Below are 26,181 nucleotides of genomic sequence, written 5' to 3'. Positions count from 1 at the left end.
CGCGCCCGCGCTCGAACGGTCCGAACCGAACTAGTGGTCGTGATCATGGTCGTGGTGGTCGTGATCGTCGTGGTCGTGATCGTGGTCGTCGTCTTCTTCGTCGAGGTCCACCTCGTCCTCTGAGACGCCGCGTTTCCAGTAGCCGGTGATCAGCTTGTCGAGATCCCGACGACTGCGCAGCGGCTTGATGTCCCCGGCTTCGCCTGCGGCAAAGAGGAACACCCGACCGGGCGGCAGATCCAGCGCGTTGACCGTGTCGGCCAGCAACGATGAGCCCGCCGGACGGATCAGCCACCGGACCCGAACATCGCTTCGCGTCGCCAACGGGTACTGCTGGTGCTCGGGGTTCGTCACCTCGACGACCACATCGGCCGATACATCCTGCGGTGACTCGTCGAGCCACCGAGCCACAGCAGGCAGGGCGGTGGCGTCGACAGCAAAGACGTAGTGGTCATAGTTGTGCGGAAAAGTCTGGGCGCCAGGTGGTCCGGCCACCACCACCGGATCACCCGGCGTGGTGCCCGTCGCCCAATCCGATGCCAGACCGCCTTCATGCACCACGAAGTCGAGGTCGAGTTCGAGCAACTGCGGGTCGAACCGGCGAATCGTGTACTTCCTGGTCGTCGGATACGGCAGCGGCCAGTCCAGTTCCTGTTTCGCGTTCCGGGTCGGGATCCGAACCGTGCCATCGGCGTCCGCGAAGATGACCTTCACATGGTCATCGGCCTGATAGGTGTGGAAGCCGGCCAGTGCCTCACCCTGAAGCGTCAGGCGAAGCATGCCCGGTGACACCATTGTTCGGCGCTTGACGGTGACCGTGCGAATACCGATCGGGTATCCGATGCGTGCCAAGCGATCACCGGATCGATGATGGGTGGCAACGCGCTCGGCCGGATCGACGCGGCTTGTCCTCACGACGCAGCAGGGGCCGCCGACGGTGCCGGCTCCAGCAGTGGCGCCAACGCCGCGTCGATCGCGTCGAGGGTCTGCATCGCAGATGCGTAGGTCGCCGCCTCGGTGTACTGCAAGCCGTAGACCTGACCGGCTTGAACTGCAGGCAGATTCTTGAACAGCGGCGAATCGAGGACGTACTGGACCTCTGCATTCGGCTTACCGTCATCCCCGAGGGTGTAGGTGATCACCTGGGCGTCACCGAGACTGGCCGGAATCTCCTCGATCGACGGGTACTCCGAGACGGCAGCTGCGCCGTTGCCCTTCTCCTTGACCTCTCCGTAGTAGGTCACGCCGAGGTCCTGGGCGACATTCGTGCCCCACGATCCGCCGAACTCGCGCATGAAGTCACCGGCAGCGGAGTCTCCATATGCTCCGACATGCCCGAACTGCAGCGATCCGAGCACACCCGCGTACTTCTCTTTGAGGGCAGCGGCCTTCTCTTCGTAGGCCGCCTTGTCGGCCGCATAGGTCTCGCTTTCGCCTGCGGCGTCGAGCTGACGGGCGGTCATCTCTCGCCACGCCGACGGCACGCCGGGGGTGATGGCGACCACCGGGGCGATCGATTCGAGTCGCGCAATGTCGATGTCGCCGAGTGCGGGCTTCGGTACGCCGATCACGATGAGGTCCGGTCGCGCATTGGCGATCGCCTCGTAGTTGGTCTCGGCTGCCGATTCGCCTGCCACCTTCTCCAGCTCGTTGTACTCGGCCAGATCCTCTTCAGACATCAGGTCGGTGCCGCGCTCCCAGGTCGAGATGCCCACCAGCGATGCGTCCGACTCGACCAGTGCCGGGACCGCGTAGCCGGTCGCAACGATGCGCTCGGGGTTGACCGGGATCGTGATGTCCCCGTTGTCGGCGACAAAGACCCTGGTCTCGGCGCTATCGGAGCTGGAATCGTCGCTGCCACATGCGGCGGCGCCCAGGACCAGGCCGGCCGAGATGGCGACTACGCCCAGGCTCTGCCAATTCTTGTGAGCGAACATCTGCACTTCCTTCTACTACACGGAAAATCGTGATGCGTACCCCACGGCCGCATCCGAACACCAGCTGAGGTTAGCCTTACATGGCTACCTCACGGCTACTTTGAGAGGACACTTCGTGACGCTCGGAGGACAGTTCGATCGCTCCGCGACACCCGGCGTTTTCGGGGCCGCTGCCGACCCGTTGTGGGTTGAGGAATACGGGTACGGTTTGGGACCCACCACCGGGATCCGGATCTTGAAGTACGCATCGGGCGGCGCCCTCGAGATCGCGAGATCTCGCAGCGACTTCGTCCACCAGCTGTACTGGACACCGGACGGAATGCTGTCGGTCCGCCACGGCAACCGGACAGAGTTCATCGGCAACAAAGAAGCGTTATGGGCACGGCGCGGCGTCACCCACGAGGTGTTCGCCTCCCGCAAGCAGATCGTCTACCGCGTGTGCCTGCGCGAGACGCCGGCGAATCTGAAAGACCTGCGGGTGGCTGCGGTGTCGACGAACCTTCAGGCCCGTCGCCTGATCGAGCAGATCGCCAGGCCCGGGCAGGACGAAGGCGAGGCGCTGGCCGCACGGGCTCTGATCATGACCGGCCTCGGCGACACCCATCGCGACCTTGCGGGCCGACACCCGATTGGCGCGCCGGTCAGCCGCAGTGCAGGTTTTGCCGACACCATCGCCAGCACGTTGCTGCACGATCCGTCCGACCAGACCAGGCTCGACGAGTGGGCCACCCGACTGCACACCAGCACCAAGACCCTGCAGCGCGACTTCGTCCGCGAGTTCGGGGTGCCATTCTCACAGTGGCGCACCAAGATCCGACTCGAGGCCGCGGTCGTTCTGCTCGAGACGAGTTCGGTGACCGAGGTCGCCCATCTGGTCGGCTATGCGAGTGTCCCGGCGTTTGTGTCCGCGTTCGCCCGCGAGTACGGACACACACCGGGACGGTTCGTCACCCAGATGACCGACACCGCCTGACCTCCGCCAATCCCCCACCCCCAAACGCTCCAGGTATACGAAGACGATCCACATATATGTGGATCGACTTCGTATTTCCGGAGCGTTTGTGGAAGTCGGGCTCAGATCGGGAGCTGTCAGGCAGGCATCGTCAGCACCGGCTTGATGGTCGAGCCGGTACAGGCCGCTTTCCACGCGGTCCCGAAGTCATCGAATTCGTATGTGGTGACCAGCTTTTCGAGCGGGAGATCACCTCGCATGTGATGTCCGATCAGTTCCGGGATGAACTGCTCAGGCACACTGTCACCTTCCACGACACCACGAAGCCGCAATCCCCTACCCATGATCAGCCCGACCGGCAGATCTGCGGTGGGGACACCGAGTCCCACGATGCCCAGTTGTCCACGTGGACGTAGCGCGGTGAGTGCGTCCGACAGCACCGACGGCAGTGCTGTGGTGTCCAGCGCATGGTCGGCGCCGCCACCGGTGATCTCGACAAGTTCGGCAACAACCTCCGACGCCGCCGGATCCAGCACGTGGGTGGCGCCGAGATCGGTTGCCAGCGCGCGCCGTTCCGGTTTCGGATCCACCGCGACGATGATGTCGCAGCCGGCGATCCGGGCACCCATCACCGCGGAGAGTCCGACTGCGCCCGCGCCGAACACCACCAGCGACTGGCCGGCCGCGGGGGTCAACGCATTGAGCACCGCCCCGACACCGGTTTGCACACTGCACCCCAACGGTGCCGCCAGCGAGGGGCTGATCTCATCGCCGATTCGAATTGTGTTGCGCTGATGCGTAAGTGCGTGGGTGGAGAAGCTGGACTGACCAAAGAAATCGCCGATGATCGGGCCGCCCGAATGGCTCAGGGCATCGCCACCATTGCCACGCATGTTCAGTGCTGTCGACCGCTCACAGTAGGCCGGGGAACCTGCCATACAGCTGCGGCAGCGCCCACAGCTGTTGAACGTCAACACAACCCGGCTGCCCACCGAAATTGTGCAGTCCGGCCCGACAGCCTCGACGACACCCGTGCCCTCATGGCCGAACACCATCGGCAGGCGTTTGGCAGGCCACCGGGCCGCCAGGGAGATGTCGGTATGGCAGATCCCCACCGCATCGATCCGCACCAGCACCTCGGCGCCGACCGGCTCCCTGAGCGCAATCTCCTGCAATTGCGGCGATCCACCCACGGCGGTGAGGACCGCGGCGACCGCGCCCTTCCTGCCGACGGACGTCACTCGCGGACGAGGTAGAAGTAGAAATGCTTGTCACGTACCAGGCTGGTCTTGCCATTCATGATGCCCATGACGTGGGTGTCGTCGACCTTCTTGAAGTGATCGATCACGGGTTGTCCGTCATAGACCATCGCCGCCGTGGTCTCGCCGCGGAACTCCACCGCCCACAGGCTGGCCTCACCCTTGCCGAGCTCCTTGTTCGAGTACAGGTTGCCGTCGTCGTCGCGGCAGACGAGCGGCTTGACGTCGTGGTAGCTGTCGAAGGTCTTTCCATGCCAGTTGACCAGCTCGAGCTGGCCGTCCATGGCATGGCCACTGGGCAATTCACCACCCGACCAGGCACCGAGCATGAAGTCTCGGCCGATCGGCTCGAGACCGGCCCACAGCTCGTCGAGCAGCGCGGGATCGCTGACGGCCTGGCTTTCCTTGAGTTCAAAGAACGTGGCAACAGCTTTGTCGTTGTTCATCTCCACCTCAATACACCTTCGACGATCCCAATCGGACGGACTCTGAGAACGACAGTAGTCAGAAACTCGTCGCCCGCGAAATGTATGACCGAAATCCGTGATCATCAGAATGCCGCACCGAGTATCAACACGGTCCCCAACGTCCCCATCACCGCCGCGACCACGACATCCAACAACTGCCAGGCACGGGGTCTGGCAAACAACGGGGCCAGACGCGACGACCCGAAGCCCAACCCCGCGAACCAGAGCAACGACGCCACGCATGCGCCGGCAGCGAACACCCACTTGCTCTGCGGACCATGACTATTGGCAATGGCGCCCAACGTGATGACGGTATCGAGGTATACGTGGGGGTTGAGCCAGGTCAACGCGATCGCGGTCCCCACCGCGGCCCAACGCCCCGCCGCCGCGGTTCCATCTGCGACCTCCATCGCACCGGGTCTCATCGCCCGCCGTGCAGCCATCGCCGCGAGCACCAGCAGATAGATACCTCCTGCCACCGTGGCCACGTCGACCACCTGCGGATATGCCGCGACCACGGCACCGAGTCCGGCGACACCCGCCACGATCAGCACCACATCCGACACGGTGCAGATCGCCACCACCGACATCACGTGCTCACGCCTGATCCCTTGGCGCAGCACAAAAACGTTCTGCGCACCGATCGCGATGATGAGGCCGGCGCCGGTCAACAGACCCGCCACTGCGGGAACCAGAAAGCTCACCAGACCACGCTAAGTCTCTGACCTGATTGAATCCAGCGATTGTTTTTAAAGAACCATTAGAGTGACTGATGATGGACATCAGCAGCGAGGGCCTCCAGACACTGGCCGCGGTGGTCCGCGAGGGAACCTTCGACGCCGCCGCGGCAGTCTTGCACCTCACACCCTCAGCGGTGAGCCAGCGCATGAAGGCACTCGAGACCGCCGTGGGTGTGGTCCTGGTGCAACGCACCAAACCTGCCCGGGCAACGCCGGACGGCGAAATCCTGCTGCGCCTGGCCGCGCAATGGGATCTGCTCCGACTGGAGGCAGTCGCAGCGCTGGCGGGTAAACCCGAAGAGGGACATGAAGACTGGCGCGATGTGCCGCGAATACATCTACCCATCGCCGCCAACGCCGACTCGATCTCCATCTGGCTGCTGCCGGTGGTCGCCCAGATCCAGCAGCTGCATCCGGTGGCTGTCGAGGTGTTGCACGACGACGAGAGCCACTCCACCGGCTTCCTGCGCGCCGGGCAGGCGGTCGGAGCGATCACGTCCGATCCGCGGCCGGTCCGCGGTTGTACGGTGCTCCCACTTGGCGCCATGCGCTATCTACCGGTCGCGACCACCGAGTTCATCGAGACCTGGCTTCCGAACGGACTACGGGCCGCCGATCTCGCCCGGGCCCCGATGGTCTCCTTCGACCGCAAGGACACGATCCAACTCGATCTCCTCAATCGACTCACCCGCAAGCACGTCGACCCGCCTGCGACCTACGTGCCCGCGTCGGTCGAGTACCACCGCGCCGTCGAGTTGGGCGCCGGCTGGGGTGCGGTGCCCGCCGCCCAGATCGAACCCGCGCTCGCCGCCGGGACCGTCAAGAAGCTCGGCAATCACCACGTCGACATCCAGTTGTTCTGGCAGTACTGGAAATTGGGGTCACCGATCATCAACGACCTCACCCGGCTGATCAAGGCCAGTGCCCAGAAGTTCCTGATCTGACGCCGCTTCCTTCCCTCCGCCCGCAGGCACGAGTTCTTCGACGCTCGGGGTATCACGTAGTGGGTTGGCGATCTCGTCGTCGCGCAGACGGAATGCAAAGAACGCGACCACGGCCAACGGAACCGGCACCAATCCGGCGATGACAAATGTTGCGGTCAGCCCGATCAGCTCACTGACCGGGGCAGCGATGGCCATCGACACCGGCATCAACGCTATCGAGACGAAGAAGTCGAGGCTGGAGATCCGGCCGAGCATGTGTGGAGGTACCCGCCGCTGTAACAGCGTGCCCCACAGGACCATCGGACCGTCGAATGCCATTCCGAGAACAAACGCTGCGACAACAAAAGCCCAGAGCTCCGTGGCGAGCCCGACCGCCACCAACGGCACCGAACACAGACCCCAGATCGCAAACATCACCGACAGGTAGCGGCGGGGCATCGGCATGGAGGCCAGGATGATCGCACCCAGTCCGGCACCGAATCCGAAGGCCGCCAACACGATCGCGTGGTCGCCCGCGTCACCGCCTGCACGCTCCTTGATGGCGAACGGCACGAGTACCTCGATCGGCCCCATCACCATCAACACCAGGACCAGTGAGTACAAAAGCGTCGCCAGCAGCCAGGGGGTGCGCCACATGTAGGCGAACCCCTCGGCGATGTCGGTGACGGTACCGCGCACCAGGTCGGCTTTCGCGCGGGGCTCGTGACTCGGCGGCGTCGGACGCATCAGGAGGTAGAAGGCCCCGGACAGCGCCGAGGCCACCGCCGACCCGACTATGGCAACCCCAGGTGAGGACATCGCGATGAGTCCGCCGGCAAGAGCCGGTCCGGCAGCCTGAAAAATGGTGGGCCGCAATACACCTTCGATGCCATTGGCCGCCATCAACTCTTCCCGCGGAACCAACGACGGGATCATCGCCGAGTACGTCGGGTAATAGATACCGGTCGTGACGCCACCGATCAACGACACCAAAACCAGATGCCACAGCGTGATGGTCCCGGTCAGTGCGAGCACACCGACACCGCCGATCGCGACGAGCTTGACCGCCTCCAGCGCGATGAGGATGGTGCGCTTCGACATCCGGTCCGCGAGCACACCGCCGAGCAGTGTCGAGGCGACCATGCCGACGGCGGCAACCGCGGTGACGATCGACAACTGCCCCGGCCCGCCACCCATCCCGATGACCTGCCAGACAACACCGACCGTCCAGATCCCGTCGGCGAACATCGCCAGCACCAGGCCCGTACACAGCAGTCGATACTGCTGATGCGCGAAGGGCTTCAGCGCCCGGGGCAGGCCAGATGGTGCGGTCACCCACCAACTGTGCCCGATTGGGTACGCCGTACGCCAGCGATTTTCGCCTGGACCTGACAGACGAACTCGCCGCCACCTGGGATTTCGGTGACGGCGAGTTGGCCTTGTGTGAGCGACCGATCAGATCAGTTCACACCGATGACTTCCTGCGCGATGGCAGCAAGCCGGGTCTGGGCAGCGGACACCACGCCCTGCCGGTTCTTGTGTGCCTCTTCGTAGGCGAGGACGGACCGGATGTCAGCCGGCTTGGTGAGTTCCCGGAGTTGGACGATCACCGCGTTGACGTTCAGTGAGTCGTAGTCGTCGATCGGCAGGTCGGCGGGATCGACCACCCCGGCGGCCTCGCGAACGGCGTGCACCGCATCCGCAGCGCCGACGGCACCCTGTGCCCGAGCAGTGTCCTCGGCGGCGTCGAGCGCCGCATCCCGGGTTGCCCGAGCGGTCTTGCGGGCGGTCTTTCCGATGTCGGCGGCACGCTCGGCGGCCTCGGCCACCTGTTTCGCAGCCGCATCACCGGTCGAGCTCAACCGTCCGACGGCGTCGTGACCGGCATCGGTGGCCAGTTTGAATACGGCCTCGCCGGTCTCCTGCGTCTTGTCGACGAATCCACCGAACCGGGCGGGCGCAGTGCGGAGCGCGTCGACAACACGTTCGGCACCACGCGCGGTCAGCGTCGCGGGGATACCGGCAACGCGCAAGGCGGTGCCGCTCGCGGCCTGCAAGGGACCGCGTCGCAAGGCCACCGGGCCACCGATGGCCTCTTCGGCCAAGAGCGTGGTGATCCAGTCGACGGTTGCCTCGTGGGCGACGATCAGCCGCTCGGCAAGTGCAACGATCTCGGGTTCACCCTCGGAGGTGGCCAGCGCCTTCACGTACTTCGCCCGGTCGAGCAGCTGATGCTCGAGGGCGAGGTCGCCGAGCAACGCCTCATCAAGGGGCTGGACCTGTTCGGCAACGGCCTTCGCGGTTGCTGCCAGCCGACCGAAGACGGGGCGCAGCACATCGGGCAGTCCGCCAAGTTCACGGATGGCTTTTTCGATCGCGACGGCACGGATACGACCGTTCGCGGCGTTCTGGGACAGTTCCCGGCGCACCGCTTCGGTGCGCGCCTGGGCGGTTCGGGTCTCTGCCACCTGGATCTCGGTATTTGTCAGGGTCAACAACGTCCGCAGTTGGTTGCGCAGAGTGCTGGTGGAAAGGCTCATATCAGTCTCCTCAGGATTGGTGGGCATCGATATTGAGCGTCCTCAGGAGGCGTACCCGTCAGCCCGTCAGATAAACGATGGAGAGAGCCAGATCACATATCGTTTCGCGTGTCGCAGTACGGTGAGACCGATCAGGTGGCCGACGACAAAGGAGATCGAGTGTCCCAACTGCACGGCGTACGAGGGCACACGACGCCGGACCACTGGGGTCCGGCCTTCGTCGATCTGGCCGATCCGCGGAGATCGACCGAGGAATTGGTCCCCGGATGCCTGATCGCCGTCGATTCGGGCGGCGGCCCGATCTCCGATGAGGCTGAACGTCTCGTCGGCCGTTCCACCTTTGCCCTCACGGAGGCGCCTGCGCACGATCGCCGTTTCATCACCGTCGACTCGATACCGGCGGCGATCGCCACACTGACGCAACGACTGGCCGACCGGCCGGTCTCGGCGGCGGTCTGCGACGACGTGCTGCGGGCAGGCGAATCGAACACCGAGACCTTCAGCGGGCTGATGACCGAGTCGCTGGCCTATTCGACGCTGCAGGCCGGCCGCGAGTTCGGAGACTGGCTGGCCGAGCAGGGACCACGCGGTCTGGCCGATCCGCCACAGCCCGTTGTCCTCGAACGGGCCGGCGATGTTGTTGTCGTCACGCTCAATCAGCCCAAGCGGCACAACGCTTTCAGCAACACCCTGCGCGCCGGCCTGATCGACGGCCTCACCGTTGCCCTGAGCGACCCGACGGTGACCGGGGTGGAGTTCCGGGGAAACGGCACATCATTTTGCAGCGGAGGAGATCTCACCGAGTTCGGCACCTTCTCCGATCCGGCGGCCGCCCATCTGGCCCGCACCCGTTTCAGCCCGGCGCTGCTTCTCAACACGTTGCGCGATCGACTCGGCGAAAACCTGCGGGCCTACACCCACGGCGCCACGATGGGCAGTGGGCTGGAGATGGCAGCGGTCTGCGGGCACGTCACCGCGCATCCCGCCACGGTCTTCGGACTCCCCGAACTCACCCTCGGGTTGATACCCGGCGCAGGCGGTACCGTCAGCATCCCCCGACGAATCGGCCGCTGGCGCACCGCATATCTGGTGCTGAGCGGCGACACCATCGATGCCACAACAGCTTTGGACTGGGGCCTGATCGACGAGATCAGCACCTGACCGCCGAGGACTCGAGCGAACCGATGTCTACGCGGTCCTGATCTTCGGTACCGCAAAGGATTCCGGGTCGGCCCGCTGCCAGTCACGTTCCCATTCGCCGCGTTCGGTGCCACGGATCAGTTCACCTTCATCAAGCCACTCGAACAGATCCTCGAACGACTCCGCCGACGAGTGACCAACCCGCCGCATCACCACCGCGGGCCCGAGGTCGTCGAAGCTGGTCAATCCCATCGCGGCCAACACCTGCTTCGCCGACTCCACCGTTGCGCGTTGGTAATTGAAGACCCGATCACCTTTGTCCTCGACATCGAGCGCCCGTGCCCGGCGGGCATCCTGCGTGGCCACACCCACCGGACAATTGTTGGTGTGGCACGCCTGCGCCTGGATACAACCGACCGCCATCATCATGGCGCGTGCAGCGTTGGTGAAATCGGCACCGAGCGCCAGAGCCTTCACGATGTCGGTGCCGCCTGCGATCTTGCCCGCGGCACCGATCTTGACCCGGCCCCGCAAGCCGGTGCCAACCAACGCGTTGTGCATCATCATCAGACCCAGGTTCAACGGTGTACCAACATGATCAGCGAACTCCGGCGGCGCCGCACCGGTACCACCCTCGGCCCCGTCAATGGTGATGAAGTCGGGCGCTATCTCGGTGCGCAGCATCGCCTTGCACAGCGCCAACACATCCGTGCGAGTGCCAACGCACAGCTTGAAGCCCACCGGCTTTCCCCCGGACAGGCGACGAAGCTCGGCCACGAAGTGCATCAGTTCGATCGGGCTGGTGAACTCGCTGTGCGCCGGTGGACTGATCACGGTGACACCCTGCTGCACACCACGGGCCTGCGCAATCGCCGCAGTGACCTTGGAGCCCGGCAGCACGCCACCGAGCCCGGGTTTGGCCCCCTGACTCAGTTTGATCAGAATCGCCTTGACGTTGGGCAGATTCGCCTTCTCGGCAAAGCGCTGCGGGTCGAATCTCCCATCGACGGTTCGACAACCGAAGTACCCCGAGCCGATCTCCCACACCAGCGGTGCACCATATTCGAGATGGTGCGCGGTCAGTCCGCCCTCGCCGGTCTCGTGAAGAAATCCACCGAGAGCTGCACCTTTGTTCATCGCACGCACCGCATTTGCCGACAGCGCACCGAAACTCATCGACGAGATGTTGAACAGGGGCGCGTCATACGGCTGGGTGCACTGGGGTCCGCCGAGGCGTACGGTCGGGACGGTCTGCGCCATCGGAACCGGCGCCATCGAGTGCAGCAGGTAGTCATATCCCGGTTCGGTGATCTCACGTTCGGTCCCGAATGCCGCCTCGGCATGTAATCCCTTGGCCCGCTGATAGATCAACGATCGAACATTGCGGTCGTATGGACGGCCATCGTAGTTTCGTTCGATGAAATACTGCTGCAACTCGGGCCGGATCGATTCGAGTATGAATCGCATGTGCCCGATCACGGGATAGTTCCGGAGTATCGAATGCTGCTTCTGAAGAACGTCATAGATGGCAACCAGCAAAACGATGACCACGATCGCAACCGCAAACCACCACACGGTGTGCCGGTTGACCGCAGCCGCGAGCGTTAGCACACCGGCCGCAGCCACCAACCCCAGGAGCACATTGAACTTCACCATGGATGGAGCTTAGCCGCGGCGCGCCAGCAGGTTTCGCCAACGCACCTTCGCTACGACGAACGCAGTAGTCGCCCGGTCAGGCCTCGATCGTCTCTTCTGCGCCGACGCTGCCGAAGACCATCGCTTCCTCGATCCGGTCGAAACGATGATCGATCGCATCCAGGACGTAGTTGTGGCGCACATGCCAGGGTCGGCGGGTTCCCGATTTGGGCAGCACGTGGGGCGATCGCAGAATATATCCGGCGTGCAGATCGAACGCGGGAATCTCGGTGAGCGCCTCATCTCCGCGATGGGGATAGGCGTGCGTGTATCCGTTCGCACCCATATGTGCCAACAGTTTTGCCACCGACTGTGCGGTCATGTCGGATCGCAGCGTCCACGAAGCGTTGGTGTAGCCGACGCTCCAGCCCAGGTTGGGTACGTCTTCGAGTAGGTGGCCCTTGTAGACGAATCTGTCGTTGAGTTTGACCTCTGCTCCGTCGACACTGACGACTACACCGCCGAGCGCTTGTAATTGGAGTCCGGTGGCCATGATGATGATGTCGGCATCGAGGTGTCCACCCGAGACAAGTGCAATACCGTCGGCATCAAACGATGCGATGTGGTCGGTGACCACCGTTGCCCGTTGATCGGTGATCATCGTGAAGAGATCCGCCTCGGGTGACAGACACAGTCGTTGATCCCACGGGTTGTAGCTGGGCTTGAAATGGGTGTCGACGTCGTAGCCGTCCGGCAGATTGCGGACGGCCACGATGTGCAGGATCTTGGTCATCGCGCCAGGTGCCAGGCGCGAGAATCGAAAGAGCAACCAGGCGAACAGTGCATAATAGTATCGGATGATTGCGTGTGAGGCCTTGCGCGGCAACACCTTACGAACAACATTGGCATATCGATTCACCCTGGGTCCGGAGAGGACATAGGTAGGTGAACGCTGCAGCATCGTCACTGACCCAGCCTGCTGCGCCAGCGCCGGAACCAGTGTCATCGCCGTGGCCCCACTACCGATCACGACCACATTCTTGCCCTCGTAGTCAAGATCCTCGGGCCAGAACTGCGGGTGGATTATCCGCCCCGTGAACTCGTCCTCACCGGGAAACACCGGCCGGTAACCCTCGTCGTAGTTGTAGTAGCCGGTCCCGAAGAACAGGAACCGGCAGCTGTACGTCACGTCGGTGCCATCCTGCTCTGCGTGCACGGTCCAGGTGTCGGAGCGCGAATCCCAGTCGGCTGATCGGACCCGGGTGTCGAACGTGATGTGCTGATCGATCTGATGCCGCCGCGCGGTGTCGGTGAGGTATTCGCGGATGTGATCACCGTCCGCGATCGCCTCCGGCCGCGTCCAGGGTTCAAACGGATAGCTGAGGGTGAAGATGTCGCTGTCCGAACGGATCCCCGGGTACCGGAAGAGGTCCCAGGTGCCGCCGATCCGGCCGCGTCGTTCCAGGATTGCGTAGCTCAGTCCCGGGTTTCGTTCCTTGATGCGGTACGCGGCGCCGATACCCGACAAACCCGCTCCGATGATCAGGACGTCGGTGAACAAGGCATCCTCATCGGGGATACCTGATGCTGACTGTGCGGTCATACGGAAATCTCCCAGTCGTCGTCGACTTCGGATCGATTCGCGCTTCACCGCTCACCCGGGGGTCAACCCAGTGCGATGACCATGCCAACCGATCCGAACACCACGATAAGCACCAGGAGGTCGATAAGTCTTGGAGTCCGATCAGATCGGGCCACCGATCCGATTCCGCCACGGGCTTCGACGGCCGCCGCGAGCTCCCTGCCGTTCTGCACCGCCAGCGAACAGACGACTGTCAGGCAGGAGATCCAGCCGTTGATCTGCTCGCCCATCGATGGGCGATGGTCGGGTTTGCGTTGCGACATCGTCTGCAACAGAGTCCGGAAGTCGCTGATCATGAACGGACACAGTCGCAGCGCGAGGGCCACCGACATGGCGGCGGACTGGGCCGGAATACCGATGCGCGCGGCCCAACCGACCAATCGTTGCGCAAACGAAGGTATTTCGACCATCGGTGTCGTCCAGCAGAACAGCAATGCGCAGTAGAGCGACAGCACCGTCATGCAGATGAGGATTCCCCAGTAGATCGCCCCACCGAGTCCGAGTTCCACCCCGGCAACCGTGACGTACGGTTCGTCGCCGCCCAGCGCCGTGATCAATCCGCCGAACAGGGTGATGCCGATCAGCCACTTCGGCACCCGGGGCAGCGCGGCGCGCGGAACCTTGCCTAGCAGGGTCCAGCCGAGTGCGATTCCGGCCGCGACCCCGACACTGAGCCAGGTCGGCTCGAGCATGAACATCACCGCAACCGCAGCCAGCGTCAGCAACTTGGTCCCAACCCACAGTCTCCGGGCGGGCGAGGAATGTGGCAGCGCACGAACAACATTGGCCAGGTTGGCGGTGGACTTCACCTCCGACGGATCGGGTGCCGGCTTGACCGGCGCTCCGTCGATCGTGCCCTCGTCGACAACCACGGTGCGGTCGACGAGGCCGGCGAGTTCACCGATGTCGTGAGAGATGACGACCAACGTGGTGCCCGAGGCCTTCACCCGGCGCAGTGCCCGGACCATCGCGGCTCGGGCCGGGGTGTCGAGCCCGGCCAGTGGTTCGTCGAGCACGAGCAACCGCGGCTTGCAGGCCAACAGACCGGCCAGTGCAACGCGGCGTTGTTGCCCGACCGAGAGCTGATCCACGAGCGCGTCACCGAGCACCGCCGGATTGAGTCCGAGCTCGATCAGTGCGACGTTCACCGCCAGGTCGTCGACGCCTGCGGCATCCTTGATGTCGGCGCGCACCCGCGAGCGCACCAGTTGCAGTCTAGAGTACTGGAATCCGAGCAGGGCATGCTCACGGCCGTTGCGGACCGGTTCCCCGTCGACCATCACCTGCCCTGACGTCGGTTTCTGCAATCCGGTGAGAACCCTTGCCAACGTGGACTTCCCGGCACCGTTGGGTCCGGTGATCAACACGGCCGACCCCGCCTCGATCCGCAGGTTCAGGCCGCTGAAGATCTGGTTGTGCCACGGGGTCCCCGCGTCATGGGCGAACCCGACGTCGTAGAGGGCAACGTGTGCGCCGTTGATGTGCCCCACCGACCGGCTGGGATTGAGCAGTTCGGTGGAGACCTCACGGTGGGACGAGTCGAGCACGATCTCCCGATCGGCCAGCGCTGCCTCGTCGACGTCGTGCGTGATCTGCAGGACGGCGGTGTCCCCGCCGTCGGCCAGTTCGCGGAAGACCTCGATCACCGACGTCCGGCCTTCCTGGTCGATCATTGCCGTCGACTCGTCGCTGATGAGGACCGCCGGTTCCCGCGACAGCGCGGCGGCGATGGCCAGACGTTGCAACTGTCCGCCCGACAGGGTGCCGGTCTCGCGGTAGAGCATCCCGCTCAGACCGACCCGGTCGAGCAACTTGTTCATCTGGGCCTCGGTGAGATCGTGATTACCCCATGCCAAGTCGTCTGCGACAACCATGCCCAGCACCTGGGTTTCGGGACGCTGGCTGATGACAGCCGTGCCACCGGGCTTGCCGAGACCGACCGCACCGGGGCGACTGACGGTTCCGGTTGTCGGTGCCCGGCCGGCCACCACTTTCGCCAGCGTCGACTTGCCGACCCCGTTGGGTCCGGTCACCGCGACGACCTCACCGGCGTCGAGTTGCAACGAGACATCCCAGATCGCCGGGACCGGGGCTCCCGGATATTGCACCCCGACCCTGTTCAACCGCATCGGCAGCGGCGCAACAGGTCCGGACTCGTCGAGTTTCTCCTCGACATGCGGGACACCGAGTCTGGCGATCATGGGCGGCAACGGCTGCCGGTGCACGACGTAGACCGCCAGCCCGGACACCGTCACCCCGACAACCCCGACAGCCGGTATGGCGATCCACCAGTAGTCGATGCACCAGTTGATCACCGGGCCGATGACACCGGTCAGTCCTTCGAGCCCGGCGTTGTTCATGACCCGTTCGGCGCCGCGCCAGCCGTTGCGGATCTGGGTGAACATGAACTCGCGGTAGTCGCTCAGTGCGGCGATCATCCCGGTGGCGATCGCCGCGGACGGGATCGCGATGAAGACAAACGTGTTCAGGGCGACCTGAGGCGACTTCCAACCGCGGCGCAGCGCTGTCCCGGACAGGATGCCGAAAACCGCTGCCGAGCCGACGAGGTTCGCCGCCGTCACCCCACCGAAGAGGAACGCGACGATCCAGCCCGTCATCGCGCCGAGCAGGCTCACCCGCAGCCGCCTGCGGCCGGCGAGGATGGCAAACGGTACCGACGCGACCAGGACCGCAGCGCCGCCGATGGGCAGCACCCGGCTCAGCACACAGATCGCCGCAGCGACGTCGGCCAGGGCAGCGGCCTCCGCGATTTCCACCGCGGTGACCCGGCGCCCGGTTCGGGTGTTCTTGCGCGCACGCACGGTGTCGCCGCGTTCAGGGATCGGTTCGTGTTGTTCGATCTGTCCAGATTGCCAGACAACCCCGATCGGGGGCGCGGGGCGGCGAGGTTCAGCCGGCCTTGCGCTTCGCAGGCGCTTTCTTGGCCGGGGTCTTCTTGGCGGCGGCCTTCTTCGCCGGAGCCTTCTTGGCCGCGGCCTTTTTCGCCGGAGCTTTTTTGGCCGCCGTGTCGCTGTCGGCGTCACCGGACGCAGAACCACCGCGGTCTTTCACCGACGCCCGCAGCGCCGCGAGCAGGTCGGCGACCTCCGAGTCGTCGCCCTCCTCCTCATCGTCCTTGGTCTCGGGTCCGGTGAACGCCTCGGTCCCCTCGGCCTTCGCCTCGATGAGCTTGCTCAGCTCTTCTTGATAGGTGTCCTCGTATTGGGTGGGGTCGAAGTCGCCTGACATCGACTCGATGAGCGAGGCGGCCATCTGGAGTTCTTGTGGCTTGAGGTCGGGCGATTCGTCAAGAGACGGGAACGCGGCCTCACGTACTTCGTCGGGCCACAGCAGCGTCTGCAACGTCAGGACATCGCCGACCACTCGGAGCGCCGCCAACCGCGTACGGTTCCGGAGCGTGAACGTGGCGATTGCCAGACGGTCCGTCTTCTTCAGGGCCTCGCGCATGAGCGCGTATGCCTTCGGCGACTTACTCGCAGGCTCCAGGTAATAGGGCTTGTCGAAATAGATCGGGTCGACCTGATCGATCGGCACGAAGTCGGTGATCGCGATCTCGGGGCTGCGCTGCACCGGGAGTTCGGACAGATCATCCTTGGTGAGAACCACCGTCTGCCCGGTGTCACTCTCGTACGCATTGGCTATCCGCGAGAACTCGACCTCATCATCGGTGCCCTCACGAACCTTGCGGTATCGGATGCGGGTGCCGTCCTTCGAGTCGACCTGGTGGGACGTACGGTCATGGCTCTCCGTCGCGGAGTACACCTTGACCGGCACATTCACCAGGCCAAAGCTGAGATCGCCCTTCCAAATCGAACGCATATCGCCATTGTGCAGGTATTGAGCATTTGACGCAGCCCCCTGCGGCGATGAAAAGTCGTGGCATGCCCAGGCGCGACACACTCGAGGTCGACGGACACAGCATTGCGGTCACCCACCTCGACAAGGTGATCTATCCCGCGACCGGCACGATCAAGGCCCAGGTCATCGAGTACTACAGCGCGATCGCCGACGTGATGTTGCCGCACATCCGAGACCGGCCGGTGACCCGAAAACGATGGCCCGACGGCGTCGAATCCACCCCGTTCTTCGAAAAGAACCTGCCCGACCATGCTCCGAAATGGATTGGCCGGGCGCGGCTCGGGCACAGTGATCGAGACGTGGTGTATCCGGTGCTGTCCTCTCGGGCCGAGTTGGTCTGGCTGGCTCAACAGGCCGCCCTCGAATTGCATGTCCCGCAATGGACCCTCGCCCACTCGACCGGGCGGGACGACGCGTCGTACAAGGCGGACCGGCTCACCGATCGAGTTGTGCTCGATCTGGATCCGGGCCCCGACGTCACCCTGTTCGACTGCGCGCAGGTGGCGTTGCGGGTCAAGGACATGCTCGACGCCATCGGCCTGCCATGTTTCCCGGTGACAAGCGGATCCAAGGGCATCCATGTGTATTTCACGCTGGAATCGGCCATCTCATCGGATTCCGCGCGCAAGGTCGCCAAACAGATAGCCACCGGACTGCAGTCGGAGAGCCCCGATCTGGTGACCGCGCAGATGACCAAATCGGTGCGTGGCGGCCGGGTATTCGTGGATTGGAGTCAGAACAGCGCGTCGAAGACCACCCTGGCGCCTTACTCGATGCGCGGCCGCGAGCAGCCCTGGGTGGCCGCACCGCGACTCTGGGAAGAGCTGGAAGACAAAGACATCCGGCATATCTTGTTTGACGAGATGGCCGACCGGATCGACACGTACGGTGATCTGCTGGCTGATCTCGAGAACACGTCGGCAGCGCAACCGCTGCCGACATCACCCACCTCACCGACGACACCGGTCGTCGACCTCGGCGACTACCGCCGCAAGCGGGACGAGCGCAAGACCCCGGAGCCGTTCGGGGACAGTCGATCCGATGCTGATCGCAGTACCGAACCCATGTTCGTGATCCAGGAACATCATGCCCGCCGTCTGCACTACGACTTCCGCCTCGAGCGTGACGGCGTCCTGGTGTCTTGGGCGGTCCCCAAAAACCTTCCGCTGGAAGGCGACAAGAATCGGCTCGCGGTCCAGACCGAGGATCACCCAATTGATTACGCCGACTTCTCGGGCGACATCCCGTCCGGCGAATACGGTGGCGGTCATGTGGAGATCTGGGACCGGGGTACATACGAGACCGAGAAGTGGCGGGACAACGAGATCATCGTTCGCCTACACGGCGAACGCATCCAGGGCCGTTATGCGCTGATCAAGACCGGTGACAAGAACTGGTTGGCGCACTTGATGTCCGACGAAGCACGGCCGATCGTGCCCGACAGCCTGCGCGATCCGCGGCCGATGCTTGCCACCGACGAGACCATCGAGCATCTCACCGACGACAAATGGGCCTTCGAGGGCAAATGGGACGGTTACCGAATCCTGTTGCGCTACATCGATGGAAAGCTCCGATTGACGTCGCGTTCAGGCATCGACATGACTGCGGACTTCCCTCAGATCCACACGGTCACCGATGATCTGGGACTGCTCGATGTGGTGCTCGACGGTGAGATGGTGGTATTCGACGAGCAGGGACGCACCAATTTCACGCAGCTCGCCGGCCGCAACAACTCCGAAGACCTCGACGTCAAACTGCTCCTGTTCGACATCCTGTATCTCAACGGCTCGTCGCTGCTCCGACACACCTGGCAGGATCGGCGCGAACTGCTCGAGGAGATCGGCAAGGCGTTCTCGTCCGATGCGCCCGTGCAGGTTCCACCGCTTCTGCCCGGACCGGGTTCGGCAGCCATCGCCCACAGTCGTGAACGCGGCTGGGAAGGTGTTGTCGCCAAGCGGCGAGACTCGACCTACCAGCAAGGCCGGCGCTCCAAGACGTGGCTCAAGCAGAAGAACTGGAGCGACATCGAGGTGGTGATCGGTGGCTGGCGACCCGGCAAAGGTGGTCGCAGCAACCGGATCGGCTCACTGTTGATGGGCCTGCCAGAGGAGACCGGGCTGCGCTATGTCGGCCGGGTCGGGACCGGATTCACAGATGCCCAACTCGACGCCCTGCTCGCCGAACTGGAGCCCTTGCGCCGCAAGACTTCACCGTTCCTTGGCCACCTCGATCGCCCCGTCGAGATGGACGCGGTGTGGGTTCTGCCCAAACTCGTCGCCGATGTGAGGTTCATGGACTGGACAAGCACGGGTCACCTACGTCACCCCTCCTGGCGCGGGATCCGCCGGGACAAGCTACCCGGCGACCTCTGAGAGCAGGGAAGTAGCACGGCTGCACGTGCCCAGAATCTGCGAGCGAGCTACGGTATTTACGGGTTCTGATGGCCGCCCTGCGCCCCGCGGGAACCCACAGCCGCACCAAAAGGAGTCCACGTGCTCGTAGTCGCGCACATCAGCGATCTTCACTTCAACGGAACCGCCGCAAAGCGCGACCGGATCCAAGCTGTGCTCGATTACATCAATTCCAGAGCCGACGGCATCGACGCGCTACTGGTGACGGGCGACATCACCGACAACGGTCTGGCATCCGAGTACAAAGAAGCCGGCGAAACACTGCACAGTCCGCTGCCGACCCTGATCTGCCCGGGAAATCACGACTCCCGCGACGAGTTCAACCAGACCTTCCTGGCCGGCGAGCCCTCCCTGCGCAGTACCGACCACACCGCTCCGCTCAATTTCTCGCGGACGATCGCGGGCACATTGTTCCTGATCTGCGACAGCTCCATCCCCGGCGAGAACGGGGGCTACCTGACCGACGAGACCCTCGCCTGGATGGACGAGCAGATATCCGCCGCCGGACCGCAGGTTCCGGTGTTCGTTGCGTTCCACCATCCCCCGGTTGTGCTGCAGATGCCGATGATGGACACCATCCGGCAGACCGGGGAAGAGCGGTTGGCCGCACTGGTCGAGCGGCATCCGAACATCACCATGTTCATGTGTGGACACGCCCACACCGGCGCTGTGACCACCTTTGCCGGACGGCCGCTGTGCCTGGCCCCCGGCGTGGCCTCGACCCTCAACCTGCCCTTCGAAGGGACCGATGTGGTCAACGAGACACAGCCTGCCGGGTTGGCGTTCCACACATACGCCGATGGCCGTGTGATCAGCCACTTCCGGTCTGTTCAGTGCTGAACCGCCGCGATCACGCGGCGGTTCGGTCCGCCTTGATGCGGTCTGACGGCAGGCCGAGGATGTCGGTCGCGTCCACGTAGATGTCCCGCTGATCGACCTTGGCGGGCACCGACAGGTTGCCGATCAGTTCCCGGGTCGATGTGGTCGCCGACACCACCGGTATCCCGGCGACAACCAGGTCGGCCGCAGCGCGCCGAACCTGATCCGGAGAGGTCACCACCACCACGTTCGCCAGGCCCAACTGCCTGGCGATCGCAGCGCAGGCCACCGCACCCTGCGCAGGCGAGCGGGCTGCGGAGTCGGCGTGCAGACGGGTGGCGGCGATACCGTGGTCGACCAGCCAGGTGCGCATCACGTCGGCCTCGCGTTGTCCGCGGGCTTCGGCACCCCCGGAGATGATGACCGGAGATTCGTGGGCGACGATTGCCTGGGTCCAGGCGGCGAACAACCTGCTGGCCGTCTCGGCGGTGGGTGTTCCGTCAGAGTTCAGGCCGGCTCCGAGCACCACGATCCCGGTCGTCTTCCCGTGCAGGCCCGGTACCGGATTCGGGCCGACGACCACTCCGCGGCTGATTCCGGAGAGCGCCTCGCGAACACGTCCCTGCAGTGCGCGATCATAGGTCCCCAGGGCGGCCAGTGCCGCCTGATTCGTCCGGGCGTCACCGCTGTAGTCCGACCAGATCGCTTGCAACGCAAGCGCATCGGTGTCGGCGGGGCCTGCCACCAGAAGCTGACGGAGTGCGTTGAGCCCCAGCGGCACCTCGCCACGGCGGAACTGGAGCTGGGCAGAGTTGTACAGGTTCGCCGTGTCCGTTCCGGACATCACCGGCGACACCGCGGTCGGCGTGTTCATGACAGTCGGGATCAGTGCGACCGCTCCGGTCGACATCCCGATGGCGGCGGCCGCGGCCACCAGCGCTCTATTCACTCGCGCCACACGCGCACCACTCGTCACACTGGCCACCATAGGCGGTCAATGCCACGGGACCACATTCAAGCGGTCTCAGCTCGATAACACCTACCGGCCGCCCCCTGGACATCATCCACACCGGGTGATGCCGGAAACACCCCGTGCAGGCACCATCGGCTCTCATGGACCTGTTCAACCGTTCACACGAAGACAAACCTGCCGCGATCCGCTATCAGATGCGCGAGAAACTACTCTCCATCGGCGACGACTACTGGATCGAGAACAGCGCCGGAGAGAAGGTCTTCAAGGTGAACGGGAAGGCGGTTCGCTTCCGGCAGACGTTCATCCTCGAAGACAGCCGGGGCTCCGAGCTCGCGAAGATTCAAGAACGCAAGTTCAGCGTCCGGGACAAGATGCATATCCAACGCGGGGACTCAGAGGCCACCGTGCACAAGGCCATGCTCGGGATCCGGGATCGGTACACGATCAACCCGGATTCCGGGCCGGACCTCAAAGCCAAGGGCAACTTCGTCGACCACGAGTACGAGATCGAGCGCGACGGCGACACCATCGCCACGATCTCCAAGAAGTGGTTCCGGCTCCGGGAAACCTATGGTGTGGAGATCGCCGCGAACGAAGACCAGCCATTCATCCTCGCCATCACCGTGTGCATCGACGAGTTGTCCCGCGGCTGAGCGTTCAGCAGGTGCTTGATCTCAGCTTGCCGCCCTCTAATGATCGGCCGCGTAGCTCGAGCGCGTCGTGCGCCAGGCCGATATACGTATGGGCCGTCGATATCCCGGCCTGGTAACCCTCGCTGTACTCAGCGACACCGGGCGGGACACCGCTGCCTCGTTCCTGATCGAGGCGACCCTCGATGATCTGCAATGCCGCGAGCTCCCAGCGGTGACGTCTGGCCGGGTTCTGTTCGACGAGTGGTGTTGTCGGAGCCCCGGCGAGCTGGTCGAGGACGCACAGGCGCGCAAAGCCCATACCCGCGCCATGCCCACGCCGATATTCATCCGGCTGATCCCTCCCGCAAGCAGTGGCCGAAAAGTGTTCATGCAATGAGGTCAGCATTTCCGTAAGCGTTCTCTCACGACTGGGCGCGTCAGGCATTTTTGCGCTTCCGCATAATAGATCCACTTTCCGCCACCCTTTTATTTTCGCGCTGCGCTTTCATTGCAATTCGCTTTTTCTTCGCCGTTGTCTTCTTTTCAGTCGCCATCGACATCTCCTTGTGGTCCGTAGCACATCAGCGACCCTCAGGCCGCTCACCTCCAAGACCATAGCCAAGCCCACAGGAAGGTCAAGTTGTCCATACTGTCCTGTGGGACTGCAACACAGTAGATTTCAGGATCTCATCCGGGGCAGATTGACCGGACTGGCTTTTATTTTTTTATGGGCTAGAGTCCATTGGACCGAGTGCGATCGGAGAAGGAGTGAGGATGCGCCGTGAAAACGGTACTGATGGAGGTTCGCTTTCGGGTGTGTGCCACACCCCGGCGGGCCCAACGCTTTTTTGACCACGTCGCCGACGTCGTTTCTTCTACGCTTCCCGAACGAGTACAGCGCTACCAATTAGTGCAGCAAACAGATTCTGTACTCTTGCGGCGCCAATGGGAACGCCTCAACGGCACTTTGGCCCTCGCCCCACCCCAGACGCAAGAGATCGGGTACGGACTCCACGATCCGACCGGACGCCTGACGGCGCAAAAGGTCGAGAGCATCGCCAACGACGCGCTCGCCGACCTCGCGTCGCAGCAATCACCCGGCGACAGGGCACAAGAATGCGTGCCGTGGATCCTGACCTTGAACGCCGCGACCGACCGCGCCTCCCACGATGCGATCACGGAGCAATATCCGCCGTTGGACGTCGGGCCGCTGCGCAGAACACATCCGAGAATCGCGATCTCCGGGCGCCACAAGACAAACCACTAAGGAACATCCATCATGACCACCACCGATCCGTCCTGGATCAGCGCTGCCACGCGCGAGCGTCTCGAAAATGAAGTGGCACAACTCTATCGAGAACGCGATGCGGCGTCGGCTGACCTGATCAAGCATCGGAACATGGGCGATCTGGACAACAATGACACATACCACCGAGCGGTCGGGGCGCTCGATCACGTCAATACCCGAATCGCGCGGACTCATGCCGTCCTGGCCACCGCAACAACGACCACCACAGACGACGGCACCGTACAGCCGGGCTCGATCGTGACAGTCCGGTTCGATCACGATCATTCCGACACCGACACATTCCTGCTCGGAATGCCCGAGGAACACGAGACCGGGAGGATGCAGGTGTGCTCACCCGAATCGCCACTCGGGCGGGCGATTCGAGGAGCCCGACTCGGTGACGACTGCCGGTTTCTTCTGCCAACCGGAAAACATTGCACCGCAACAATTCTCGCAAACACGCCCTATACCGCCTAGGCAATCTCGAACGCCACGGAATTCGGCCCCTATCCCCGAAGGGGGAATCATGCAGATTGCAGCCTCTCCCCGTATACCTGGTGGACCGTTGCAGCGACCACACCACGATCCGGTGTTGTTGTTGGGACCCACCGGCGGACTGAACGCGGCTGTCCGGCGCGCGCTCGCCGATCACGGCGTGACCGCCACCGATGATCCCCGCGATTTGCTGACACCCGAGGCGGGCGAAGCACTTGTCATCGTCACCACCAACACCCCGGCCACGCCCCGGCGCCGAGGGTTCGGCAGGTGGCGTGAATACGTGGTCCGCCAGGCCGCCGAAGACCGTCTCACCGAGGTCGTGGTCGACGCGGCGAGCACGGTATCAGGGGCGCGCGTTCTCCTACTCTGCGATACGTCCGACGCAGCGTCGTCACGAGCTGCGATTCGGGCAACCAGGCAACTGGGCCAACGTATGGCGTACGAGTGTGCATTGAACGGTGCACCGATCAGTTCCACGACCTACGTGGTGATCGACGATGCAACACCTTCCATCACCGCCATCAACGCAGCTGTGACCTGGTACTTCACCCACCAGACGCCGGCGATCGAGGATCGACCATACTGAGCGGACTCAAGCCACGGGTAACCCTGGAAGGACCGCCATGACCATTTCCCCGATCTCGCGCCGCGACCTCGATTTCCTCCTCTACGAGTGGCTCGACGTCACGGAACTGACGACGCGGGAAAGGTTCGCCGAGCACTCCAGGGAGACATTCGACGGAATGCTCGACCTGTGTGCCGATATCGCCGCCAAATGCTTTGCCCCGCATAACAAGAAGTCCGATCAGAACGAGCCGCAAGTCGGCCCTGACGGCAAAGTTGTCATGATCGACGAGGTCCGTGCCGCGCTCGCCGAGGTGGGCAAGGCCGGCATCATCGCCGCTCCGTTCAACGAGCAACTGGGCGGCATGCAACTGCCGACCATCATCACCCGCGCCGCCGGAGCCTGGCTTCAGGGCGCCAACGCCGCCACGTCGTCGTACGCCTTCCTCACGATGGCGAACGCCGGACTCTTGGTCGAATACGGCACGCCCGAGCAGATCGACACCTGGGTGCGCCCGATGCTCGAGGGTCGATTCTTCGGCACCATGTGCCTGTCAGAGCCGCAGGCCGGATCGTCGCTTGCCGACATCACCACCAAGGCCCAGCCCGCAGACGACGGCAGCTACCGCATCACCGGTACCAAGATGTGGATCTCCGGTGGCGACCACGAACTGTCCGAGAACATCGTGCATCTGGTGCTCGCCAAACTTCCCGGTGGCAGCCCCGGGGTCAAGGGCATCTCCCTGTTCGTCGTGCCGAAGTATCTCGCCGACGGCACCCGCAACGATGTGGCGCTGGTGAGCCTCAACCACAAGATGGGCAATCGCGGCACCACCAATGCCCTGCTCAACTTCGGCGACGGCACCCACAGCCCGTCCGATCAGGCCGGCGCCGTCGGCTACCTCATCGGCGAGCCGCACCGAGGGCTCTCATACATGTTCCACATGATGAACGAGGCCCGGATCGGCGTCGGATTCCTTGCCACCTCACTCGGTTACGCCGGATACCTGCAATCCGTCGAGTACGCCAAGGTCCGCACCCAGGGCCGCCCGGTCGCGTCCAAGGATCCGAGTTCGTCGCCGGTGCCGATCATCGAACACGCCGATGTCAAACGGATGCTTCTGGCCCAAAAGTCCTATGTCGAGGGCGCATTGGCGCTCGGCCTCTACTGTTCCAAGCTCGTCGACGAGCAGCGCACCGATCCCGATCCCGAATCGGCAGACCGCATCGAGTTGCTGCTCGACGTGCTGACACCCATCGCCAAGAGCTGGCCGTCGCAGTGGTGCCTGGAGGCCAACAGTCTGGCCATCCAGGTGCACGGCGGATACGGGTACACCAAGGAGTTCGACGTCGAACAGCTCTACCGCGACAACCGGCTCAATCCCATTCACGAAGGCGCACACGGCATCCACGGTATGGATCTCCTGGGCCGCAAGGTCGTCATGGGCGGCGGCACCGGCCTGGTGCTGCTGGCACAGACCATCACCGCCACGATCGATCGCGCCGGAGAGCGTGAGGCCGAACTCGCCGGCGCTCTGCGGACGGCGCTCGAGCGGCTCATCACCGTGACCACGCAGGTGTGGTCGGCGGGTGACCCCGAAGTCAGTCTCGCCAACGCCACCATCTACCTCGAGGCTGCCGGACATGTCGTCATCGCCTGGATGTGGCTGGAGCAACTCCTGGCCATCGGCGACCAGCAGGGAGCTTTCTACGACGGCAAACGCGCTGCTGCCCAGTACTTCTGCCGCTACGAACTACCGAAGACCAACCCGCAATTCGATCTGCTGGCAGCACTGGACCGCACCACCCTCGACACCGATCCCGGCTGGTTCTGACCGCACCCACGTGAATTCACGCCGCCCACCTGAGGTTTCAGGTGGGC

23 protein-coding genes are annotated in these 26,181 nt (G+C 63.9%); 10 read left to right on the top strand and 13 right to left on the bottom strand.

Translation table 11 applies throughout. The features are described from left to right. Positions 1-30: 30 nt before the first annotated feature. A complete protein-coding gene (locus AC1TPF_RS04755; RefSeq protein ID WP_482136266.1) occupies positions 31-915 on the bottom strand; it encodes a siderophore-interacting protein in 885 nt (294 codons plus the stop codon). Continuing rightward, positions 912-1,937 carry an ABC transporter substrate-binding protein gene (locus AC1TPF_RS04750; protein ID WP_482136267.1) on the bottom strand — a complete coding sequence of 342 codons (1,026 nt, stop codon included), beginning with the start codon at positions 1,935-1,937 and terminating at the stop codon, positions 912-914. The genes AC1TPF_RS04755 and AC1TPF_RS04750 overlap by 4 nt, the downstream gene beginning before the upstream one ends. Before the next feature lie 115 nt (positions 1,938-2,052). On the opposite strand from AC1TPF_RS04750, the gene AC1TPF_RS04745 reads away from it, so the two are divergent. Next, on the top strand, positions 2,053-2,910 hold the full coding sequence (locus tag AC1TPF_RS04745; protein ID WP_482136268.1) for a helix-turn-helix transcriptional regulator: 858 nt from the start codon (positions 2,053-2,055) through the stop codon (positions 2,908-2,910). Between the two features lie 116 nt (positions 2,911-3,026). Here the strand turns inward: AC1TPF_RS04745 and AC1TPF_RS04740 are convergent, their stop codons facing one another. The 3 genes from AC1TPF_RS04740 to AC1TPF_RS04730 all read right to left on the bottom strand — a co-directional run bounded on the left by AC1TPF_RS04740 (position 3,027) and on the right by AC1TPF_RS04730 (position 5,322). After that, the gene (locus AC1TPF_RS04740; protein WP_482142873.1) at positions 3,027-4,130 is read right to left on the bottom strand and encodes an NAD(P)-dependent alcohol dehydrogenase; all 1,104 of its coding nucleotides are present in this window, start codon (positions 4,128-4,130) and stop codon (positions 3,027-3,029) included. Further along, entirely contained in the window at positions 4,127-4,594 is a 468-nt protein-coding gene (locus AC1TPF_RS04735; RefSeq protein ID WP_482137281.1) for a DUF4334 domain-containing protein, read from the bottom strand. Before AC1TPF_RS04735 ends, AC1TPF_RS04740 begins: the two co-directional genes overlap by 4 nt. Positions 4,595-4,698: 104 nt before the next feature. Continuing rightward, a complete protein-coding gene (locus tag AC1TPF_RS04730) occupies positions 4,699-5,322 on the bottom strand; it encodes a LysE/ArgO family amino acid transporter (protein ID WP_482144028.1) in 624 nt (207 codons plus the stop codon). Positions 5,323-5,390: 68 nt separating this feature from the next. Here AC1TPF_RS04730 and AC1TPF_RS04725 point away from each other — a divergent pair, with 68 nt between their 5' ends. Next, positions 5,391-6,299, top strand: a complete 909-nt coding sequence (locus AC1TPF_RS04725) for a LysR family transcriptional regulator ArgP (RefSeq protein ID WP_482142871.1) — start codon at positions 5,391-5,393, stop codon at positions 6,297-6,299. On the opposite strand, the gene AC1TPF_RS04720 is transcribed toward AC1TPF_RS04725, so the two are convergent. Continuing rightward, positions 6,237-7,613, bottom strand: coding sequence for an MFS transporter (locus tag AC1TPF_RS04720; RefSeq protein ID WP_482142870.1), 1,377 nt, complete (start codon positions 7,611-7,613; stop codon positions 6,237-6,239). The two genes, AC1TPF_RS04725 and AC1TPF_RS04720, sit on opposite strands and share 63 nt — an antisense overlap. 125 nt (positions 7,614-7,738) lie before the next feature. Next, positions 7,739-8,818, bottom strand: coding sequence for a ferritin-like domain-containing protein (locus AC1TPF_RS04715; protein WP_482136272.1), 1,080 nt, complete (start codon positions 8,816-8,818; stop codon positions 7,739-7,741). 159 nt (positions 8,819-8,977) lie between these two features. Here AC1TPF_RS04715 and AC1TPF_RS04710 point away from each other — a divergent pair, with 159 nt between their 5' ends. Beyond that, a complete protein-coding gene (locus AC1TPF_RS04710; protein WP_482142868.1) occupies positions 8,978-9,979 on the top strand; it encodes an enoyl-CoA hydratase/isomerase family protein in 1,002 nt (333 codons plus the stop codon). 27 nt (positions 9,980-10,006) lie between these two features. Here AC1TPF_RS04710 and AC1TPF_RS04705 read toward each other — a convergent pair whose 3' ends face one another. From AC1TPF_RS04705 to ku, 4 genes are all read right to left on the bottom strand, one after another. Beyond that, positions 10,007-11,614 carry an FMN-binding glutamate synthase family protein gene (locus tag AC1TPF_RS04705; RefSeq protein ID WP_482142866.1) on the bottom strand — a complete coding sequence of 536 codons (1,608 nt, stop codon included), beginning with the start codon at positions 11,612-11,614 and terminating at the stop codon, positions 10,007-10,009. 76 nt (positions 11,615-11,690) lie between these two features. Further along, positions 11,691-13,196, bottom strand: a complete 1,506-nt coding sequence (locus AC1TPF_RS04700; protein WP_482142865.1) for a flavin-containing monooxygenase — start codon at positions 13,194-13,196, stop codon at positions 11,691-11,693. Positions 13,197-13,258: 62 nt separating this feature from the next. Beyond that, the gene (locus tag AC1TPF_RS04695) at positions 13,259-16,057 is read right to left on the bottom strand and encodes a DUF2232 domain-containing protein (protein WP_482142863.1); all 2,799 of its coding nucleotides are present in this window, start codon (positions 16,055-16,057) and stop codon (positions 13,259-13,261) included. A gap of 88 nt (positions 16,058-16,145) precedes the next feature. Continuing rightward, positions 16,146-17,075, bottom strand: coding sequence for a non-homologous end joining protein Ku (ku, locus tag AC1TPF_RS04690; RefSeq protein ID WP_482136276.1), 930 nt, complete (start codon positions 17,073-17,075; stop codon positions 16,146-16,148). A 62-nt stretch (positions 17,076-17,137) separates the two neighbouring features. Here ku and AC1TPF_RS04685 point away from each other — a divergent pair, with 62 nt between their 5' ends. Both AC1TPF_RS04685 and AC1TPF_RS04680 read left to right on the top strand, forming a co-directional pair. After that, positions 17,138-19,486 (top strand): ATP-dependent DNA ligase, encoded by a 2,349-nt coding sequence (locus AC1TPF_RS04685; protein WP_482142862.1) that lies wholly within the window; start codon positions 17,138-17,140, stop codon positions 19,484-19,486. Positions 19,487-19,606: 120 nt separating this feature from the next. After that, positions 19,607-20,365, top strand: a complete 759-nt coding sequence (locus AC1TPF_RS04680) for a metallophosphoesterase (protein ID WP_482142861.1) — start codon at positions 19,607-19,609, stop codon at positions 20,363-20,365. Between the two features lie 10 nt (positions 20,366-20,375). Here the strand turns inward: AC1TPF_RS04680 and AC1TPF_RS04675 are convergent, their stop codons facing one another. Next, positions 20,376-21,302 carry a YdcF family protein gene (locus tag AC1TPF_RS04675; RefSeq protein ID WP_482142859.1) on the bottom strand — a complete coding sequence of 309 codons (927 nt, stop codon included), beginning with the start codon at positions 21,300-21,302 and terminating at the stop codon, positions 20,376-20,378. A 155-nt stretch (positions 21,303-21,457) separates the two neighbouring features. On the opposite strand from AC1TPF_RS04675, the gene AC1TPF_RS04670 reads away from it, so the two are divergent. Further along, the gene (locus AC1TPF_RS04670; RefSeq protein WP_482142858.1) at positions 21,458-21,970 is read left to right on the top strand and encodes an LURP-one-related/scramblase family protein; all 513 of its coding nucleotides are present in this window, start codon (positions 21,458-21,460) and stop codon (positions 21,968-21,970) included. A gap of 4 nt (positions 21,971-21,974) precedes the next feature. On the opposite strand, the gene AC1TPF_RS04665 is transcribed toward AC1TPF_RS04670, so the two are convergent. Continuing rightward, positions 21,975-22,355, bottom strand: coding sequence for a hypothetical protein (locus AC1TPF_RS04665; protein WP_482142857.1), 381 nt, complete (start codon positions 22,353-22,355; stop codon positions 21,975-21,977). A gap of 528 nt (positions 22,356-22,883) precedes the next feature. Between AC1TPF_RS04665 and AC1TPF_RS04660 the strand changes: the two genes are divergently transcribed. Genes AC1TPF_RS04660 through AC1TPF_RS04645 form a run of 4 tightly spaced genes read left to right on the top strand, consistent with a single transcriptional unit; the run spans position 22,884 to position 26,134 of the window. Next, positions 22,884-23,216: a hypothetical protein gene (locus AC1TPF_RS04660; protein ID WP_482142855.1), complete on the top strand. Its 333-nt coding sequence runs from the start codon at positions 22,884-22,886 to the stop codon at positions 23,214-23,216. A 12-nt stretch (positions 23,217-23,228) separates the two neighbouring features. Continuing rightward, positions 23,229-23,714 (top strand): GreA/GreB family elongation factor, encoded by a 486-nt coding sequence (locus AC1TPF_RS04655; RefSeq protein WP_482136283.1) that lies wholly within the window; start codon positions 23,229-23,231, stop codon positions 23,712-23,714. Positions 23,715-23,763: 49 nt separating this feature from the next. Next, a complete protein-coding gene (locus AC1TPF_RS04650; protein WP_482136284.1) occupies positions 23,764-24,321 on the top strand; it encodes a hypothetical protein in 558 nt (185 codons plus the stop codon). Between the two features lie 37 nt (positions 24,322-24,358). Continuing rightward, entirely contained in the window at positions 24,359-26,134 is a 1,776-nt protein-coding gene (locus tag AC1TPF_RS04645) for an acyl-CoA dehydrogenase (RefSeq protein WP_482142853.1), read from the top strand. Positions 26,135-26,181 lie beyond the last annotated feature (47 nt).

The sequence above is a fragment of the Williamsia sp. Y853 genome (assembly GCF_056786495.1).
Note: the sequence above shows the minus strand (reverse complement) of the source record. Positions and strands in the feature narration are given on the sequence as shown.

Bases quoted from the DNA above. Each gene is read 5' to 3' on its own strand.
- AC1TPF_RS04735 (WP_482137281.1), bottom strand. From the start codon at position 4,594: ATGAACAACGACAAAGCTGTTGCCACGTTCTTTGAACTCAAGGAAAGC.
- AC1TPF_RS04700 (WP_482142865.1), bottom strand. From the start codon at position 13,196: ATGACCGCACAGTCAGCATCAGGTATCCCCGATGAGGATGCCTTGTTC.
- AC1TPF_RS04655 (WP_482136283.1), top strand. From the start codon at position 23,229: ATGACCACCACCGATCCGTCCTGGATCAGCGCTGCCACGCGCGAGCGT.
- AC1TPF_RS04645 (WP_482142853.1), top strand. From the start codon at position 24,359: ATGACCATTTCCCCGATCTCGCGCCGCGACCTCGATTTCCTCCTCTAC.
- AC1TPF_RS04705 (WP_482142866.1), bottom strand. From the start codon at position 11,614: ATGGTGAAGTTCAATGTGCTCCTGGGGTTGGTGGCTGCGGCCGGTGTG.
- AC1TPF_RS04665 (WP_482142857.1), bottom strand. From the start codon at position 22,355: ATGCTGACCTCATTGCATGAACACTTTTCGGCCACTGCTTGCGGGAGG.
- AC1TPF_RS04650 (WP_482136284.1), top strand. From the start codon at position 23,764: ATGCAGATTGCAGCCTCTCCCCGTATACCTGGTGGACCGTTGCAGCGA.
- AC1TPF_RS04725 (WP_482142871.1), top strand. From the start codon at position 5,391: ATGGACATCAGCAGCGAGGGCCTCCAGACACTGGCCGCGGTGGTCCGC.
- AC1TPF_RS04685 (WP_482142862.1), top strand. From the start codon at position 17,138: ATGCCCAGGCGCGACACACTCGAGGTCGACGGACACAGCATTGCGGTC.
- AC1TPF_RS04715 (WP_482136272.1), bottom strand. From the start codon at position 8,818: ATGAGCCTTTCCACCAGCACTCTGCGCAACCAACTGCGGACGTTGTTG.
- AC1TPF_RS04670 (WP_482142858.1), top strand. From the start codon at position 21,458: ATGGACCTGTTCAACCGTTCACACGAAGACAAACCTGCCGCGATCCGC.
- AC1TPF_RS04750 (WP_482136267.1), bottom strand. From the start codon at position 1,937: ATGTTCGCTCACAAGAATTGGCAGAGCCTGGGCGTAGTCGCCATCTCG.
- ku (WP_482136276.1), bottom strand. From the start codon at position 17,075: ATGCGTTCGATTTGGAAGGGCGATCTCAGCTTTGGCCTGGTGAATGTG.